The 16,418-nt window shown below is 40.9% G+C and carries 15 protein-coding genes; 14 read left to right on the forward strand and 1 reads right to left on the reverse strand.

Annotated elements, in window-relative coordinates:
- Positions 1–45 precede the first annotated feature (45 nt).
- Positions 46–720: a zinc metallopeptidase gene (locus tag MKY27_RS06180; RefSeq protein WP_339176581.1), complete on the forward strand. Its 675-nt coding sequence runs from the start codon at positions 46–48 to the stop codon at positions 718–720.
- A gap of 258 nt (positions 721–978) precedes the next feature.
- Here MKY27_RS06180 and MKY27_RS06185 read toward each other — a convergent pair whose 3' ends face one another.
- Complete coding sequence (locus MKY27_RS06185; protein ID WP_339175887.1) at positions 979–1,845, reverse strand: YitT family protein; 867 nt, start codon at positions 1,843–1,845, stop codon at positions 979–981.
- A 191-nt stretch (positions 1,846–2,036) separates the two neighbouring features.
- On the opposite strand from MKY27_RS06185, the gene dapB reads away from it, so the two are divergent.
- From dapB to dinG, 13 genes are all read left to right on the forward strand, one after another.
- Complete coding sequence (dapB, locus tag MKY27_RS06190; RefSeq protein WP_339175888.1) at positions 2,037–2,834, forward strand: 4-hydroxy-tetrahydrodipicolinate reductase; 798 nt, start codon at positions 2,037–2,039, stop codon at positions 2,832–2,834.
- A 15-nt stretch (positions 2,835–2,849) separates the two neighbouring features.
- Positions 2,850–3,254 carry a methylglyoxal synthase gene (mgsA, locus tag MKY27_RS06195; protein ID WP_339175889.1) on the forward strand — a complete coding sequence of 135 codons (405 nt, stop codon included), beginning with the start codon at positions 2,850–2,852 and terminating at the stop codon, positions 3,252–3,254.
- An 84-nt stretch (positions 3,255–3,338) separates the two neighbouring features.
- Complete coding sequence (gene bshA, locus MKY27_RS06200) at positions 3,339–4,511, forward strand: N-acetyl-alpha-D-glucosaminyl L-malate synthase BshA (RefSeq protein ID WP_339198621.1); 1,173 nt, start codon at positions 3,339–3,341, stop codon at positions 4,509–4,511.
- Positions 4,411–5,640: a CCA tRNA nucleotidyltransferase gene (locus tag MKY27_RS06205; RefSeq protein WP_339198623.1), complete on the forward strand. Its 1,230-nt coding sequence runs from the start codon at positions 4,411–4,413 to the stop codon at positions 5,638–5,640. Before bshA ends, MKY27_RS06205 begins: the two co-directional genes overlap by 101 nt.
- On the forward strand, positions 5,618–6,604 hold the full coding sequence (locus MKY27_RS06210) for a biotin--[acetyl-CoA-carboxylase] ligase (RefSeq protein WP_339175893.1): 987 nt from the start codon (positions 5,618–5,620) through the stop codon (positions 6,602–6,604). Before MKY27_RS06205 ends, MKY27_RS06210 begins: the two co-directional genes overlap by 23 nt.
- Before the next feature lie 311 nt (positions 6,605–6,915).
- Positions 6,916–7,752 carry a 3-methyl-2-oxobutanoate hydroxymethyltransferase gene (gene panB / locus MKY27_RS06215; protein WP_339175894.1) on the forward strand — a complete coding sequence of 279 codons (837 nt, stop codon included), beginning with the start codon at positions 6,916–6,918 and terminating at the stop codon, positions 7,750–7,752.
- Positions 7,752–8,615 (forward strand): pantoate--beta-alanine ligase, encoded by an 864-nt coding sequence (gene panC / locus MKY27_RS06220; protein ID WP_339198625.1) that lies wholly within the window; start codon positions 7,752–7,754, stop codon positions 8,613–8,615. Before panB ends, panC begins: the two co-directional genes overlap by 1 nt.
- Positions 8,608–8,991, forward strand: a complete 384-nt coding sequence (gene panD, locus MKY27_RS06225) for an aspartate 1-decarboxylase (protein ID WP_339175897.1) — start codon at positions 8,608–8,610, stop codon at positions 8,989–8,991. Before panC ends, panD begins: the two co-directional genes overlap by 8 nt.
- Before the next feature lie 195 nt (positions 8,992–9,186).
- Complete coding sequence (locus tag MKY27_RS06230; RefSeq protein WP_339198629.1) at positions 9,187–9,771, forward strand: 3D domain-containing protein; 585 nt, start codon at positions 9,187–9,189, stop codon at positions 9,769–9,771.
- 137 nt (positions 9,772–9,908) lie between these two features.
- Positions 9,909–11,246 carry a dihydrolipoyl dehydrogenase gene (gene lpdA / locus MKY27_RS06235; RefSeq protein WP_339198632.1) on the forward strand — a complete coding sequence of 446 codons (1,338 nt, stop codon included), beginning with the start codon at positions 9,909–9,911 and terminating at the stop codon, positions 11,244–11,246.
- 112 nt (positions 11,247–11,358) lie between these two features.
- A complete protein-coding gene (locus MKY27_RS06240; RefSeq protein WP_339175900.1) occupies positions 11,359–11,697 on the forward strand; it encodes a transketolase in 339 nt (112 codons plus the stop codon).
- A 165-nt stretch (positions 11,698–11,862) separates the two neighbouring features.
- Positions 11,863–13,011, forward strand: a complete 1,149-nt coding sequence (locus MKY27_RS06245; RefSeq protein WP_339198635.1) for a cation:proton antiporter — start codon at positions 11,863–11,865, stop codon at positions 13,009–13,011.
- Positions 13,012–13,572: 561 nt separating this feature from the next.
- Positions 13,573–16,359, forward strand: coding sequence for an ATP-dependent DNA helicase DinG (gene dinG / locus MKY27_RS06250; protein WP_339198638.1), 2,787 nt, complete (start codon positions 13,573–13,575; stop codon positions 16,357–16,359).
- Positions 16,360–16,418: the final 59 nt, after the last annotated feature.

A 16,418-nucleotide genomic window follows, 5' to 3' on the forward strand; every position in this document is an offset into this window, starting at 1 on the left:
AAATTAAAGTATAGAAAGAGATAGAAGGGGAGTTAGATAATAGTGATGTATATTATTTACTTTATCATCATTTTGCTGTTGCCAATTTACGCACAAATGAAGGTAAAAAGTACGTACAAAAAGTTTGCTAAAGTGTCTGCTGAAAAAGGAATGACAGGTGCTCAAGTAGCACGTTATATTTTAGATCAACATGGTTTAACAGATGTTCGTGTAGTACCGACTCAAGGTTTTTTGGCTGACCATTATAATCCTGCCACTAAAACGGTTGCTTTGTCTGAGGACAACTATTACAATTCTTCAATCGCCGGTACTGCTGTAGCAGCGCACGAAGTTGGTCACGCGATGCAGCATGCGGAGGCTTATTCGTTTTTAACATTGCGTTCGAAATTAGTGCCGGTCGCTAATATTTCATCGAATATGTCTTGGATTTTTGTGATTATTGGTATGCTTGGTTCAATTCCATCATTGTTATTGCTAGGTATTGTGTTATTAGCGGCAGGTGTTTTATTCCAAATCATCACATTGCCGGTAGAGTTCGATGCATCCAAACGTGCGATGAATGAAGTCGTATCGTTAGGTATTATCAACAATTCTGAAGAGCGCTCAGCAAGCAAAGTATTAAATGCGGCAGCAATGACATATGTTGCAGCAGCAGCTGTAGCAGTAATGGAGCTATTACGTTTAATCCTAATTTATACAGGCATGAATTCTGAAGATTAATATTTAATAGAAATTAGAAAAAGTCATTTTCCCATTGTGGAAAATGACTTTTTTGAATATTATTCAACCATTTACTAACTTATTAAGTTGTGTCCGCTTTGAATAAACGGGAGTTGATTGGAATGGAGGGCGGCAGACTCCTGCGGGAAAAGCGCGAGGGAGAGACTACAGGCTCGAGCCGCGCCCGCGGAAAGCGGCCGCCCGCAGTGGAAATCATCGGACAATATTTAAAAATGCAAATAAATATACTTCAAAAGACTAATTTATCGGCTGTTTTTTATCGTCCAGTGTGAAGCCTTCACCAGTTACATCGCGGACATCCATGATGGATACGAATGCGTGCGGATCGACACCATGAACGATATTTTTTAGACGGACAAGTTCGTTTCGGCCGATGACACAGTACAGAACATCCCGGTGTTCTTTTGTAAAGTGACCATGACCGTCAAAAACGGTTACGCCGCGGTCCATATTATTTGTAATTAAGTTTGCGATCTCATCGGACTTTACTGAAATAATAAATGCACCTTTTGCTGAATACGCACCTTCCTGCACTAAATCGATTACACGGCCGCCGACATACACAGCGACTAATGTATACATCATCGAACGGGCATCCAAAAACGTCATCCATGAGAAAAGAATGACAAAAAAGTCAAAGCCGAACATCGTTTTACCCATACTCCAACCAAGATATTTATTTGCGAGTCGGGCTAAAATATCGACCCCACCGGTTGTACCGCCGAATCGGAAAACAATTCCTAAACCGATCCCGACAAATACCCCTGCAAATAATGAGACAAGGAATAGATCATCCTTCAAGTTCATATCGACTTCATAAATTTGGAAGATTTTCAAAAATACCGATACACTAAGTGTACCGATGATCGTATAGATAAATGCTTTTTTCCCTAGTAAACGCCATCCAAGTATAAACATTGGAATATTTAATAACAAATTCATTAATGCTGGGTCCCAATTTAGTGTAAAATATAAAATAAGTGTAATACCACTAAATCCACCTTCACCCAGTTGGTTTTGCATATTGAAGTGGACAAAACCGAAACTGAATATTGCGGAACCTATAAGTATTCCGATGATATTCTGTATTTTTATTCCTTGCATAGTAAACCTCCTAAAATCGGTTGAGTAAGAATATATGTGTTGGAGCAGAAAAAAGGTTACATTGTTTATTATGTTTGATTTTTCCGCATTTGACAACAATATGAATGAACACAGGAATGTCACATTTTATTACTCAAAATTAATTAAACAGGGATAAAAAGCAACTAACAGTAAAAAGGAGTTTTTTCAGAATGACAATCAGAGTAGCAATTGCCGGGGCACGAGGCAAAATGGGAACAGAAGCAGTACATACAATCATGAATAATGACGGAATGGAACTTGTATCAGCTCTTGATTATAAAGAAGTCGGCACATCACTGGCATTGCTTGAAGAGTTCCCGAATCATTATAAAGTCCCGATTTATACAAATTTTGTTGAGCTTGTGCGTGAGACAAAACCGGACGTGCTTTTGGATTTAACAAATCCGCTTTGTGTTTATGAACGAACAAAACAGGCGTTATTACATAATATACGTCCAGTTGTAGGGACGACAGGTTTTACCGATGAACAGCTTGAAGAACTGCAGCAAATGGCAACAGAAAGACAATTAGGCTGTATTATTGCGCCGAACTTTGCGATCGGGGCAATTTTAATGATGAAGTTTGCCAAAGATGCCGCAAAATATTTCCCGGATGTGGAAATTATCGAAATGCACCATGACCAAAAGCTTGATGCGCCATCTGGTACGGGAATCAAAACGGCACAAATGATCAGTGAAGTACGTAAGGCTAAAACGCAAGGGCATCCGGAAGAAAAAGAAACACATACTGGTGCTAGAGGCGCAAACTATGACGGCATGCATATCCATTCAGTCAGACTTCCAGGTTTAGTTGCACATCAGCAAGTACTGTTTGGCAGCACGGGTGAATTATTAACGATACGTCATGATTCATTAAATCGCGGAAGCTTTATGAGCGGTGTTACATTTAGTATTGAAGAAGTAATGAAAACCAATACATTGATCTACGGATTAGAGAACATCATTTAGAAATGGGTTGATATTATGAAAATTGCTTTAATAGCACATGATCGGAAAAAAGATAATTTAATTCAGTTTGCGATAGCCTATTGCGATATTTTGAAAGAACATGACCTTTATGCGACAGGCACTACTGGCACAATGATTGAGGCCGAAACGGGACTTCCGATTACGAAATTCCGCTCGGGTCCATTAGGAGGAGACCAGCAAATTGGTGCGATGATCGCCAATAATGATATGGATATGGTATTTTTCTTCCGTGATCCATTGACAGCACAGCCGCATGAACCGGATGTCATGGCATTGGTACGGTTATGCGACTTGTATCATATACCGCTTGCGACAAATATGGGCACAGCGGAAATTTTATTAAAAGGGCTTCAGGAAGGTTTTGTTGACTGGCGCATTCTAGAAGAGCGCAGAAAATAAAATGTCGGTCAATTTTACTTTATAAATGTGTTTTATCATTTTAAATAAAGTTAAAATCGTATTGTTAAAAGGATGGGGAGCCGAATGAAAAAATTAAAAATTGGTATTACATGTTACCCGACAGTAGGAGGTTCGGGAGTCATTGCAACAGAGCTAGGCAAAATGTTGGCAGAACGAGGACATGAAATTCACTTTATTACATCAAGTGTGCCATTTCGACTTAATAAAATTTATTCAAATGTTTTTTTCCACGAGGTGGAAGTGAATAATTATTCGGTATTTCAATACCCACCATACGATATTGCATTAGCAAGCAAAATGGCTGATGTTGTTAAAGAGGAAAAACTGGATTTACTCCATGTTCATTATGCGATTCCTCATGCGGTTTGTGCTGTCTTGGCCCGTCATATGAGCGGCGAGAATTTTGGTATTGTTACAACACTTCACGGGACAGATATATCAGTTTTGGGCGAAGATTCTACATTGGCGCAGGCGATCAAGTATGGCATCGATTGTTCCGATGCAGTAACAACTGTTTCGGAATCGTTAAAACAGCAGACATATGCTTTAATCGATACGAAAAAACCGATTGAGACAATTTATAACTTTGTTGACGAGGATGTATTTAAGCCAGTGGATCCAGGCAATTTAAAAGAGCAATTTGGAATATTACCGCATGAAAAAGTAATTATCCATGTCTCGAATTTCCGTAAAATAAAGAATCTGCCGGATGTGGTCGATTCATTCCTGAAAATTCGTGAGCGTATGCCGGCCAAACTATTATTAGTCGGTGATGGTCCGGAAAAGCATCGTGTTACAGATATTGTGAAAGATTCACCTTATACGGATGATGTACTGTTTTTAGGTAAGCAGGAAAACATTACAGAACTTTTTGCGATCAGTGATTTAAAGTTATTGCTGTCCGAAAAAGAATCATTTGGGCTCGTATTACTGGAAGCGATGGCATGCGGTGTACCAGGCATCGGAACAGCGATCGGCGGAATTCCTGAAGTAATCGATCACGGTGTGAACGGCTATTTGGTTCCGCTTGGAGATACGCAATCTGTTGCGGATTATGCGGTCGAACTGCTGCAGGATGAAAAAAAACATCAGGCTTTCAGAGAAGCTGCACTAAAATCGGTACGGGAACAATTCCATGAATCAAAAATGGTTGAACAATATGAACGGATATATGAAAGTGTGGTTGAAAAAAAGAATGATTCCGCAACAATGGCAAGCGGCAAAGGAAGTCATTAAAAAGATTGAACATGCCGGTTATGAAGCTTTTATTGTAGGAGGAGCGGTGCGGGATTATTATTTACAGGAAGAAAATAATGATGTCGACATCGCAACGAGTGCATTGCCTGAAGAAATTCAAACAATCTTCTCCCAAACAATCGATGTCGGAATCGCTCACGGAACGGTCATTGTACTGGACTGCGGAGAACCGATCGAAGTAACAACTTACCGGACTGAGTCTACTTACAGTGACCATCGCCGTCCGGACGCAGTCGAGTTCGTTCGAAATCTACAAGAGGATTTGAAACGCCGGGATTTTACGATGAATGCGATGGCCCTTAGTCAAACGGGAGAATTTATCGATTATTATGATGGGCGCCAACATATCGACAGCAAAATGATTTGTGCTGTCGGGGAGCCGGGTCAGCGTTTTGAAGAAGATGCTCTCCGGATGCTGCGGGCTGTGCGATTTGCTGCCCAGCTTCACTTCTCAATCGAGGATAATACGTTCGAAGCGATTAGACAAAATGCCGCTTCGATTGAATATGTGGCAATCGAGCGTATTCAAGTGGAACTATCAAAGATTTTTATTTCTGCCCATTCGGCATTTGGTATTGAATACATGGAAAAAACGACACTGAGTCATTATTTATATGGCGAGTTTAACTCTTCGGATTGGACACATTTCGCTTCGGATGACCGGCAAGTTGGCTGGGCATATTTCTGTTTAATAAACGGCAGTGATTTGAACCTTCTTACAAAATATCGCTGTTCGAATAAGGATAGACTCTTTGTGAAAACAGTGATGGATGCTTATGAGAGTCTACTCGACGGAATAAGTCATGTTGATTTGATGCGTTTTGATTCAATGGTTCTTAAAACAGCCTGCCAGTTTGTTATTTGGCAAAATCATACGCTGGATGTGGTCTATGAAGAATTAGTCGCACGAAAAAGCACATTGCCACTTCAGCATGCACATGAACTGGCGATTACAGGAAAAGACTTGTTGGTATGGTCTTCAAAAAAACGCGGGAGCTGGATTAAACAGGCGCTCGATGCAGCAGTTGAAGCGGTCTTAAACGGGGAAGTACAAAATGATAAACAACAATTAAAGGAATGGTTTTATGCATTTCACGATGAAGGATGAAATTTTGAAGCGGTTTTTGACTGCGGATGGAGAACCAATCTCCGGGCAGGTGCTGGCAGATGAGCTCAACGTCTCCCGAACGGCAATATGGAAGCATATGCAGACATTGAAGCAGGAAGGCTATGAGTTTGAAACAGTAAAAAAACGTGGCTATAAACTGTTGTCTGTACCGGATAAGGTGGATATGGGTCAACTGCAGCAATTTTTGACGACGGAACGCTATGGCCGGCAAGTTCATTATTATGAAACGGTAGAGTCGACACAGCTTGTTGCGCATGAACTTGTCCGTAATGGTGCACCGGATGGCACAGTAGTAATTGCTGAGCATCAATCTGCAGGGCGAGGGCGCATGATGCGTGAATGGGAATCTACAGAAGGACAAGGTATTTGGATGACGGTCATTATACGTCCGGATGTTGCCCCTCATCAGGCACCTCAATTTACATTAGTTACTGCTGTGGCCATTGTTGAAGCAATGAAGTCGAGTTTTAAAAATTTCACTCCTGAAATCAAGTGGCCGAATGATATTTTAATCAACGGCAAAAAAACAACGGGCATTTTAACTGAAATGGTAGCTGAAGCGGATCGTATCCAGGCATTGCTCATTGGAATTGGCATCAATGTCAATCAGCAGAAGAGCGATTTCCCTGAACAGCTGCAATCGATTGCAACTTCGATTGCGATTGAAGAAGGAGAGCCAATTGAACGTGTGCATTTTGTCGCCAAAGTGCTTGAGTGTTTGGAAAAATACAGTGATGAATACGTGAAAAACGGCTTCGGTCAAATTAAAAAGCTATGGGAACAGGCTTCGGGAACAATCGGAAAACGGGTGAAGGCAACAACACTCCGTGAAGTCGTTGAAGGGGAAGCTGTCAGTATTACTGAGAGCGGTGTCCTGGAAATTCGTCAAGCAAACGGGGAAATTAAGGGCATTTATTCTGCCGACATTGAACTATTATCATAAAGCTCAAAAAAAGTTTTTACAGCAATTATTTATTCTGTACGTTTTCTTCCAAACTTGTTATAGTAGCTCTAGGACAGTATCTTAATAGAACTGTACCTGCAACTGCTAGTCAACATTAAAAAAATCTGCTTTGATCTACACAGGACAGAGACGGAAGAAAACACGCATAAATGAATTCATTTTATACTTTTCGTTCGATTTTCTTTCCACTTAAAGTATGAAATGTGTTGAATTTACGTATGGTACTACCCTTCTGTCTAATTTTAGATAGAAGGGTATTTTTGTTTTCTTTCCACTTAAGGAGGAAGAATATGAAAACAACAGCACAGTTTTTAAAAATGAAAGAGCAAGGCGAAAAAATTGTCATGATTACTGCTTATGATTATCCGGCAGCAAAATTTTCAGAGGCGGCAGGTGTCGATATGATACTTGTCGGAGATTCCCTCGGGATGGTCGTACTCGGTTATGAATCGACAATGCGTGTAACGGTGGAAGATATGATTCACCATAGTAAAGCGGTTCGCCGAGGTGCACCGGATACATTTATCGTCGTTGATATGCCGTTTGGTTCCTATCATGGAGATGTGAACGAAACACTGAAAACGGCTGTGAAAATGATGCAGGAAACGAATGCAAATGCCGTAAAAGTAGAAGGCGCAGATGATGTCGTACCTGTTATTAAGAAGTTAACTGATGCCGGTATCCCGGTAGTGGCACATTTAGGACTGCAGCCACAATCGGCAGGTGTACTCGGAGGTTATAAAGTACAAGGAAAAACAGCCGAACAAGCTGAAAAATTATTGAATGACGCGCGACTTGTAGAACAGGCAGGCGCATGTGCCGTCGTGCTGGAATGTATTCCACATCAATTGACAGAAGTTGTATCACATAACTTAACGATCCCGACAATTGGCATCGGTGCAGGTGTAAAAGCGGATGGGCAAGTGCTTGTCTACCATGATTTACTGCAGTACGGAAAGCACCACATCCCTAAATTTGTAGAAGCATTCGCCTATGTTGGTGATGAGGTGGAGAAGGGGATTACGGCTTATACAAACGCTGTAAAATCAGGTACATTCCCGACATTGCAACAAAGTTTCACAATGAAAGAGACAGAGCTAATTGAGCTCTACGGAGGCGTAAAATAATGAAAGTTTTAACGACAATAGCCGAATTGCGGGAAGTTGTGCAAATGGCAAAATACAACCGGCAGTCAATCGGTCTTGTCCCGACAATGGGCTATTTACATGAAGGGCATTTAACATTGGCCGCAAACGCACGCAAAGAAAATGAACTAGTTATTATGAGTATATTCGTCAATCCAACACAATTTGGTCCAAATGAAGATTTTGAATCGTACCCAAGAGATTTACCGCGTGATACAGAATTGGCAAAATCGGTAGGGGTAGACTATATATTTGCCCCGTCTGTAGAAGAAATGTATCCGCACAATGGCGGGATTTCCATTCGTGCAGGACGTCAGGCACATATTTTATGTGGTGCGAGTCGACCTGGTCATTTTGACGGGGTTTTGCAAGTTGTAGCGAAGCTCTTTAATTTAGTGCAGCCGGACCGCGCTTATTTCGGGCAAAAGGATGCCCAGCAAGTGGCAATCATTCAAACAATTGTACGAGACTACAATTTCCCGGTCACAATCCGAGTTGTGCCGGTTGTACGTGAAGAGGACGGATTGGCAAAATCAAGCCGCAATGTTTATTTAACTGCTGAAGAACGTTCACAGGCTCCTGCAATTCAGCAAGGGCTGCAGCTGGCAAAAAGAGAGCTGCTGGAATCCGGCAGTGTGGAATCGGCCATAGCACTTGCGAAAAAAATAATCCATGACAATACGTCAGGGAACATTGATTATTTGATGATTTTATCCTATCCGGATTTAAAGGAAGTCGATGATCAAACAGAGCAGATTGTTATTGCAGCTGCCGTTCATATTGGCAAAACACGTCTAATCGATAATTTAATTTTTTCGTTAAAAGGGGAAGTAATGTATGTTTAGAATGATGATGAACAGTAAAATCCACCGTGCCCAAGTGACCCAGGCAGATTTGAATTATGTTGGTTCAATTACAATTGATGAAGATATTTTGGATGCGGTTGGCATGCTGCCGAATGAAAAAGTCCATATTGTCAATAACAACAATGGAGCACGCTTTGAGACGTACATTATTGCGGGCGAGCGCGGTTCAGGAGTAATTTGTGTAAATGGGGCAGCAGCCCGCCTTGTTCAAAAAGGTGATATTGTCATCATTATTTCATACGTGTACGTGGACAATAAAGAAGTTGCGGAACATACACCGACTGTTGCGATTATGGGGGAAAGCAATACAATTAAAGAAATCATCGCATACGAACCTGAAGCAACAATTATGTAAAAACATTTTGAAAAGCTGTCATGAAGGAATATTCCTATATGACAGCTTTTTTTATATTACATTTTTGGTTTATAAAGGATAATATTGTAATTTTTATATCATCTTCTTGTAATCTTTTTGAAATATAAAATGTGTAGACTTGGATTTAGCTTTATTTTACAAAAAAGACAAAAGATACAGGGGGAAATAATTAATATGTTTCAAAATAAACTATTATTTAGCTTTGCCTTCTTTTTGGTCACTACCTTATTCTTCACAAGCGCGGCAATTGCAGCTACGCATACGGTGAAGAAAGGTGAAGAATTGGATGAAATTGCAGATCGTTATGACACATCAGTATATACATTGCTTGAATTAAATGAAGTGAACGACATAGAAGAAGTAACGGAAGGTTTCGTACTGAAATTACCGGATCATATTAAAAACAAGGTACCGGTAGAGAAAAAAGAGAAAAAAGAGAAAAAGGAAACGATTGATGACTTTGAAGTTGTCAAAACGTTAACGGTGGAAGCAAGCGCTTTTACTGCATACTGTAAAGGATGCTCCGGAAAAACGGCATCCGGAATCGACTTAAAGAAAAATCCGGATGTCAAACTGATTGCGGTTGATCCCAAGGTCATCCCGCTTGGAACGAAAGTATGGGTAGAGGGCTACGGAATTGCAGTTGCAGGTGATACAGGCGGTTCCATTAAAGGTAACCGGATTGATGTTTATGTTAAAACAAAGAAAATTGCACTCAACTGGGGCCGTAAAAATGTAGAAATTAAAGTATTGAAATAAAGGAAGAATAGACAGCGAAATGCGATTGGCAGTTCGCTGTTTTTATTGATTAAATATTAAGAATTAATAGTAAATTGACGGTCGATTTGTTGCATTCCCTACATCGTAATGCTAATGTGAAAATTGAGGTGGTATAGATGGAAAAATTTGGTTTAGCTGTCATTGGTGCAGGGCCTGGTGGATATGTTGCGGCAATCCATGCAGCAAAAAGCGGGTTGAAAGTAGCGCTTGTGGAAAAAGATAAAGTCGGTGGAGCCTGCTATAATGTCGGCTGTATTCCTTCAAAAATAATGCTTGAGCATAGCAAGCTAGTGCAGGAAATTCGGCGCGGTACCGATTGGGGTGTGACAGTCCCGACAATTAATATTGATTTTCCAAAGTTAATGCAGCGTAAAGACCAGGTAGTTGATGAACTGTTAGCTAATATTGAAACATTTATTGAAAATGCACAGATTACAATGTTTCGAGGGACGGCGACAGTTACCGCAGAACGAAAAGTGATTATCGGCAATGAGGCATTTACAGCAGATCATGTCATTTTGGCAACAGGCAGCCGCCCGTTCGTTCCGCCATTTAAAGGGCTTGAAAATGCACAATATCATACAACGGATACGTTTTTCTCGATCCAGGAGCTTCCGAAACAATTAACGATTATCGGAGGCGGGGTAATCGCAATTGAAATGGCATTTGCTTTAGCACCAATGGGAACAAAAGTAACCGTATTAAATCATAGTAAAGATATTTTGCAGACAGAAGAGCCGGATGCACGGCCGATTATTAAAGAAAAGATGAAGCAACTGGGAATCGAACTTGTGACAGACTTTACATTCGAAGAAATCCATGCGGACCATGTACAGACATCAATCGGGAATTACCCGTTCGAAAATTTATTGTTTGCGACAGGCCGCCGTCCGAACACTGAAATTGCTGAAGTGCTGGAGATGCAGATGGACGGGCGTTTAATCAAAGTTAATAATCACTATGAGACAAGTATTCCGGGCATTTTTGCGATTGGCGATTTAGTCGGCGGATTCCAGCTTGCCCACTCTGCAAGTGCAGAAGGAGTACATGCAGTCGATTATATTTTAGGGAAGCATCCGAAAGTGATCAATCAGCAGGAAATTCCGCGATGTGTCTATACACATCCAGAAATTGCGACATTTGGCATGCTGGAACACGAAGCACCTGCAGACAGCATTGTAACGAAGATGTATTTACCGACGAATCCTAAAGCCTTGCTTGAAGGAAATACACAGGGCTTTATGAAGTTTGTCGCGAGTCCTGAAGGGGATATTTACGGGGCATGTGTCGTTGGTGACGGCGCGACGGAAATGATCAATTCCATGCTGGCGGCAAAAGTATTAGGGGGATCCGTAAAAGATTTGGCAAGGCTTATTTTCCCGCATCCGACAGTAAGCGAGCATGTTGGCGATGCGGCTCGTTCCGTTTTCGGAAAAGCGATCCATGCAAAATAACTGGTTGCTACGGTGCAGATGAGATGCCCCGTAGCTTTTTCAATCCAATTTCTTTTTTATTGAGCTGAATTCTACTATACTTGTTGTATACAATTCCAACATGAGGTGACATATGGAAAATCAGTCAATGGAGCTTGTAGAAAAAGAAGTGGAAAATACGTTATATCAATGTATTGATTTTAATATAGAAGAAAACTATATTGCGATGGGACAACAGTTTGCTAAAGTGCTGGCACTACTGCAGGAACACGGGTTAATAAGTCCGGCTTTGAAAGTTATTACCGACCCGGCACAATGTATGACGGAGACGCGTATATTGCTCGAAAGTCTGCAGGAAGCGCAAAGAAGGCATGCGTCACGGAGAAAGCTGCTGACACATCGACATATTTTAAATGTATGGCTTAGGAAAAATCAGTATTTTCAGCGGGAAGTATTGCCGGGGTTTTTCTAATCTAACATTTGTTTGCTAATAAGAAATATTCAGATAACGGTAAAATTTTATTGCTTTTTCTTTTTTTATAATTTAAACTAAAGCTAATCTTATACGAAGTAAGGCATGGTGGAGTCAGTCAAATCTGGCACCCTCATGCCTTTTTGTATGGAAAAGGGGGATATTATGTTTATTTTTCAAATTGTTATCGTACTATTGGCTACTAAACTCGCAGGACATTTATCAGTACGTTTAGGCCAGCCATCTGTACTCGGAAAAATTCTGATTGGTATCATTATCGGTCCTGCAATGCTTGGCTGGATTACTGACAATGAAATTATGCAAACATTCAGTCAGATAGGGGTAATTTTATTAATGTTTTTAGCAGGTTTGGAAACAGATCTGGAAGATTTAAATGCAAATATGAAAGGGGCCATTTTCGTCGCAATTGGCGGTGTCATTTTACCGATTGCAATGAGTTATCCGTTAGCATTGGCATTTGGTCTTACTCAAGGTCAGGCAATTTTCATCGGATTAACATTAGCCGCTACATCCGTAAGTATTTCGGTTCAAACGTTAAGCGAGATCGGCTGGCTGAAAAGTAAGGAAGGTTCAACATTACTAGGTGCAGCTGTACTGGATGATATTATTGTCGTTGTGTTAATCGCAATTGCAATGAGTTTCCTAGTAGGGGATGATGTTTCAATTCCTGCGTTAATCGGTGGAAAAGTATTCTTCTTCGTTTTACTGGCTGTTGTAATGATATGGGTGATTCCGACATTCTTAAAGCTGTTTAGCCGCCTGAAAGTAACAGAGGCCCTGTTAAGTGGAGCACTTGTGGCATGTTTTGCATTAGCCTACATAGGTGAACATTATTTTGGTATTGCGACAATTATCGGAGCGTTCTTTATCGGAATTGCGATCGGACGTACTCCATTTAAAGATACAGTTGAACATAAAGTAGAACCGATTGCAAACGGGTTATTTGTACCATTCTTCTTCGTAAGTATCGGATTGTCCGTTACATTTGCGGGAATTACAGAAAATATTTGGTTCTTAGTGATTTTCTCGATCGTGGCAATCTTATCGAAGCTTATCGGTTCTGGTCTTGGAGCGAAATTGGCAGGTTTCAGCTGGAAATCTTCAACTGGTATCGGTGCGGGGATGATTTCACGTGGTGAAGTGGCACTGATTCTTGCGGGTATGGGTCTTTCTAGTGGGTTACTGCCGGCAGAAGATTATACACCGATGGTTATCGTTATTATTATCACAACGTTGGTTACTCCACCAATGTTAAAAGGAATTTTCGGAAACCGTTCAAATTTAATCGATTAATCTAGTTGAATGATTCTTTATATTATTGTATTCTATGTATTAGGTGCCAAAACCTCGGTGAAGATTTAGTCTTCACAACAAAAGCCTCCACCAACAGCACGGATTTGCTGGGAAGCTTTTGAATTGTGCAGGGAGATGAGCCCCTGCACACCTATACATAGTATATTAACCTAGTGTTGTCCCTTGTGGCGGCACTAGGTTTTTTTGACTTTAAATAGGGTAGTGGTCTGCCGGGATATATTAGAACATTTGAGGGGATATTAGAATATTTGCGTCGGATATTTGAAGAACTGGGAATGATATTAGAACAAGTTGGACTTTTATTAGAACAGTTGGCGGTTATATTAGAAAATCGCGATTTTATTCGAACAAATTAAATTTTATTAGAAGATATGTAAAATATATTAGAACTTCTAGAACGTTCATATACCGGCAAGGACTCAATATTTACGGTAGCAGCATTCCAGCGTGACATTGGAACAGCGCTATCCAATTACATGACCGCATTACCTCCAGTATGATAAAATGCCGTTATATTACTTGAACAGTGAGTTGAAGAAAATGAAGGAAAGTCAAAAATATGCAATAGTCGATATTGAAACAACAGGCCATTCTCCTGCAAGCGGCGACCGCATGATTCAAATCGCCATTGTCATTATGCAAGGCTGGGAAATCGTTAAAAAATATTCTACATTTATTAATCCGGGAAAACCGATTCCGTTATTTATACAGGATTTAACGAATATTACAGACGAAGATGTAAAAGATGCGCTGCCTTTTGAAGCGTATGCGGATTATATTTATGAGTTGCTGGAAGGGGCCGTATTCGTAGCCCATAATACAGATTTTGACTTGAACTTTTTACAGGCGGAGTTTAACCGTGCCGGTATATCGAAATGGCACGGGAAGAAAATCGACACAGTTGAACTGACAAAAATTTTATTCCCGATGTCGCTAAGTTACAAATTAGCGGATTTGGCGAATGAGTTTCATATCGAGCTGGAGAGTGCACACCGCGCGGATGATGATGCGCTCGCGACAGCGTATTTGTTGAAACATTGCTGGGAAGAGCTGTTAACATTGCCGCTCATTACTTTGGAGCAATTGCATAAACGTTCTTTCCGTTTGAGAACAGACCTGTCCCAGCTGTTTTTTGATGCACTTGTCATAAAACGCAGTAAAGCATTAACGGATGAGGGGCATGTTTTTTACCGTAAAATTGCCATCCGCAAAATGGCTCCAACACCAAAAAGTGATGGGGAACAACTTGTTTACCCGCAAACGACTGAAGAAAAAATGGCCTTATTATTGAAAGGGATTCCTAATTTTGAAGAGCGCCCGCAGCAGTTTCGAATGATGGACAGTATATGGCATGCATTCAATGAAAATGCGGAACATGTCATTGAAGCATCAACAGGAATCGGTAAAACGATGGGTTATTTAGTGCCATCGATTTATTATGCTAAGAAAACGAATAAGAAAATCGGAATCAGCACATATACTTCCCATTTGCTGGATCAGCTTATGCAAAATGACATTCCATTATTGGAACAGGCGCTTGGCCAGCCCGTTAAAATGGCTTTATTAAAAGGAATGAACCATTATATCGACATTGAAAAATTCGAAAAAGAGCTAAAGACACAGGATGTTTCCTATGATCAGACATTTACCGTTCTGCAAACGCTTATCTGGCTTGCGAAAACGGAGACGGGTGATTTAAGCGAGCTGAATGTTTCAGGCGGTGGCCAGCTGCTTATCGATAAAATTCGAAAGACTGCTTTGCCGAAAACAACAATGCCGCTTTACGATTTCTATTCACGGGCAATTCAAAACAGTCGCCAGGCAGATATAATCGTGACAAACCATGCGATGCTGCTAAGTGATCTCGTACGCAATGAACAGATTTTTAATTCATTAGGCGGCTGGGTAATCGATGAGGCCCATCAGTTTATTCAGGCTGCAATCAATCAGCACGAAAAAATATTCTCCTATATGAATTGGAAATATTTATTTGGACAAATTGGTATACAGGAAGATGAACAGCTATTTTATAAGATCCGTCGCGTAGCGATTAAAAAACATCTGTTGAATTATCAAACACTTGATCAGCTGGAAAAACGCTATATTCAAATGGTCAACGCGTTTGATACGGCAATGGCGGCATTGCTTCGAGGGGTGAAAGAAGCGCAACATCATCAGACGAAGCAACTTCAGAAAATCGAAGTTTTCATTTCGGAATTGCAGTTGGGCCGTGAAATTTTAATGAAAGTTTCGCTTACTGTACAGCAATGGGTGGATGAGGCGACCGAGCTAATCCGGAAGTTCACATCAAGTGTGGAAGAGCTTGCGCCGGAGCATGAATATTTAATTGAGCAATGGCAGTATATCGTCAATGAGTTTACGATAAAACTGTCAGAGTGGGATGATGTTTTTCTAAGTCAAGATCCTGACTATTCATGCTGGCTGGAATTGGATCAGCGAAGTGTACCGGGAAGTATCCAGCTCTATAAAAAACCGATAGAAGTAACATCAACAATCCGGAAGCTTTTTGATCCGATCCGTGAAAAGAGCGGCATTGTGTGGACATCCGGAACATTGACAGTACCAAGTAATGAGCGGTTTATAACAAACCAGCTTGGCATCAATCCGTCAATTCCGATTGAAAAGCTGCATGCGGACCCAAGTTATTACGACGGGGCAGAAGTGTATATTGTCAATGACATGCCGGACATTCAGGCTGTATCACAATCCGAGTATATCGAAGAGGTCGCACATGCCGTTACAAATACTGTGCGCATGACGAATGGACGATGCTTTGTTTTGTTCACGTCACAGGATATGCTCCGGAAAACGGTCAATCTTATTCAGGAAAGTGAATTGCTAAGCGACTATATGATTTTTGCGCAAGGTGTGACATCCGGAAGCCGTATGCGGTTATTAAAGTCTTTCCAGAAGTTTAATCATTCCGTATTATTCGGAACGAACAGCTTCTGGGAAGGGGTCGATGTACCGGGAGACGGTCTGTCTGCTGTCATCGTTGTGCGGCTGCCGTTTTCTTCACCGGAAGAACCGGCCTTTAAAGCGCGGGCCAATTATATAACACAGCAGGGACGCAATTCCTTTACAGAGCTTGCGCTGCCGGATGCCATTATCCGGTTCAAGCAAGGATTCGGGCGATTGATCCGTTCGAGCCATGATAAAGGGGTATTTATCGTTTTGGATCGCCGGATTGAAACGAAATCATACGGACAGCAGTTTATCGAGTCATTACCGCCAATTTCTATACAAAAACTGCCTCTACACAGTATGGTGCAAAGCTTAGGAAATTGGTATAATGAAAAACGATGAGGAAGGAAAGCAGGTTGACAAAAATGAAACAAAACTTTAAACAACAAACAAATACATCG

This window comes from Solibacillus sp. FSL R5-0449 (genome assembly GCF_037975215.1).
Classification (GTDB): domain Bacteria; phylum Bacillota; class Bacilli; order Bacillales_A; family Planococcaceae; genus Solibacillus.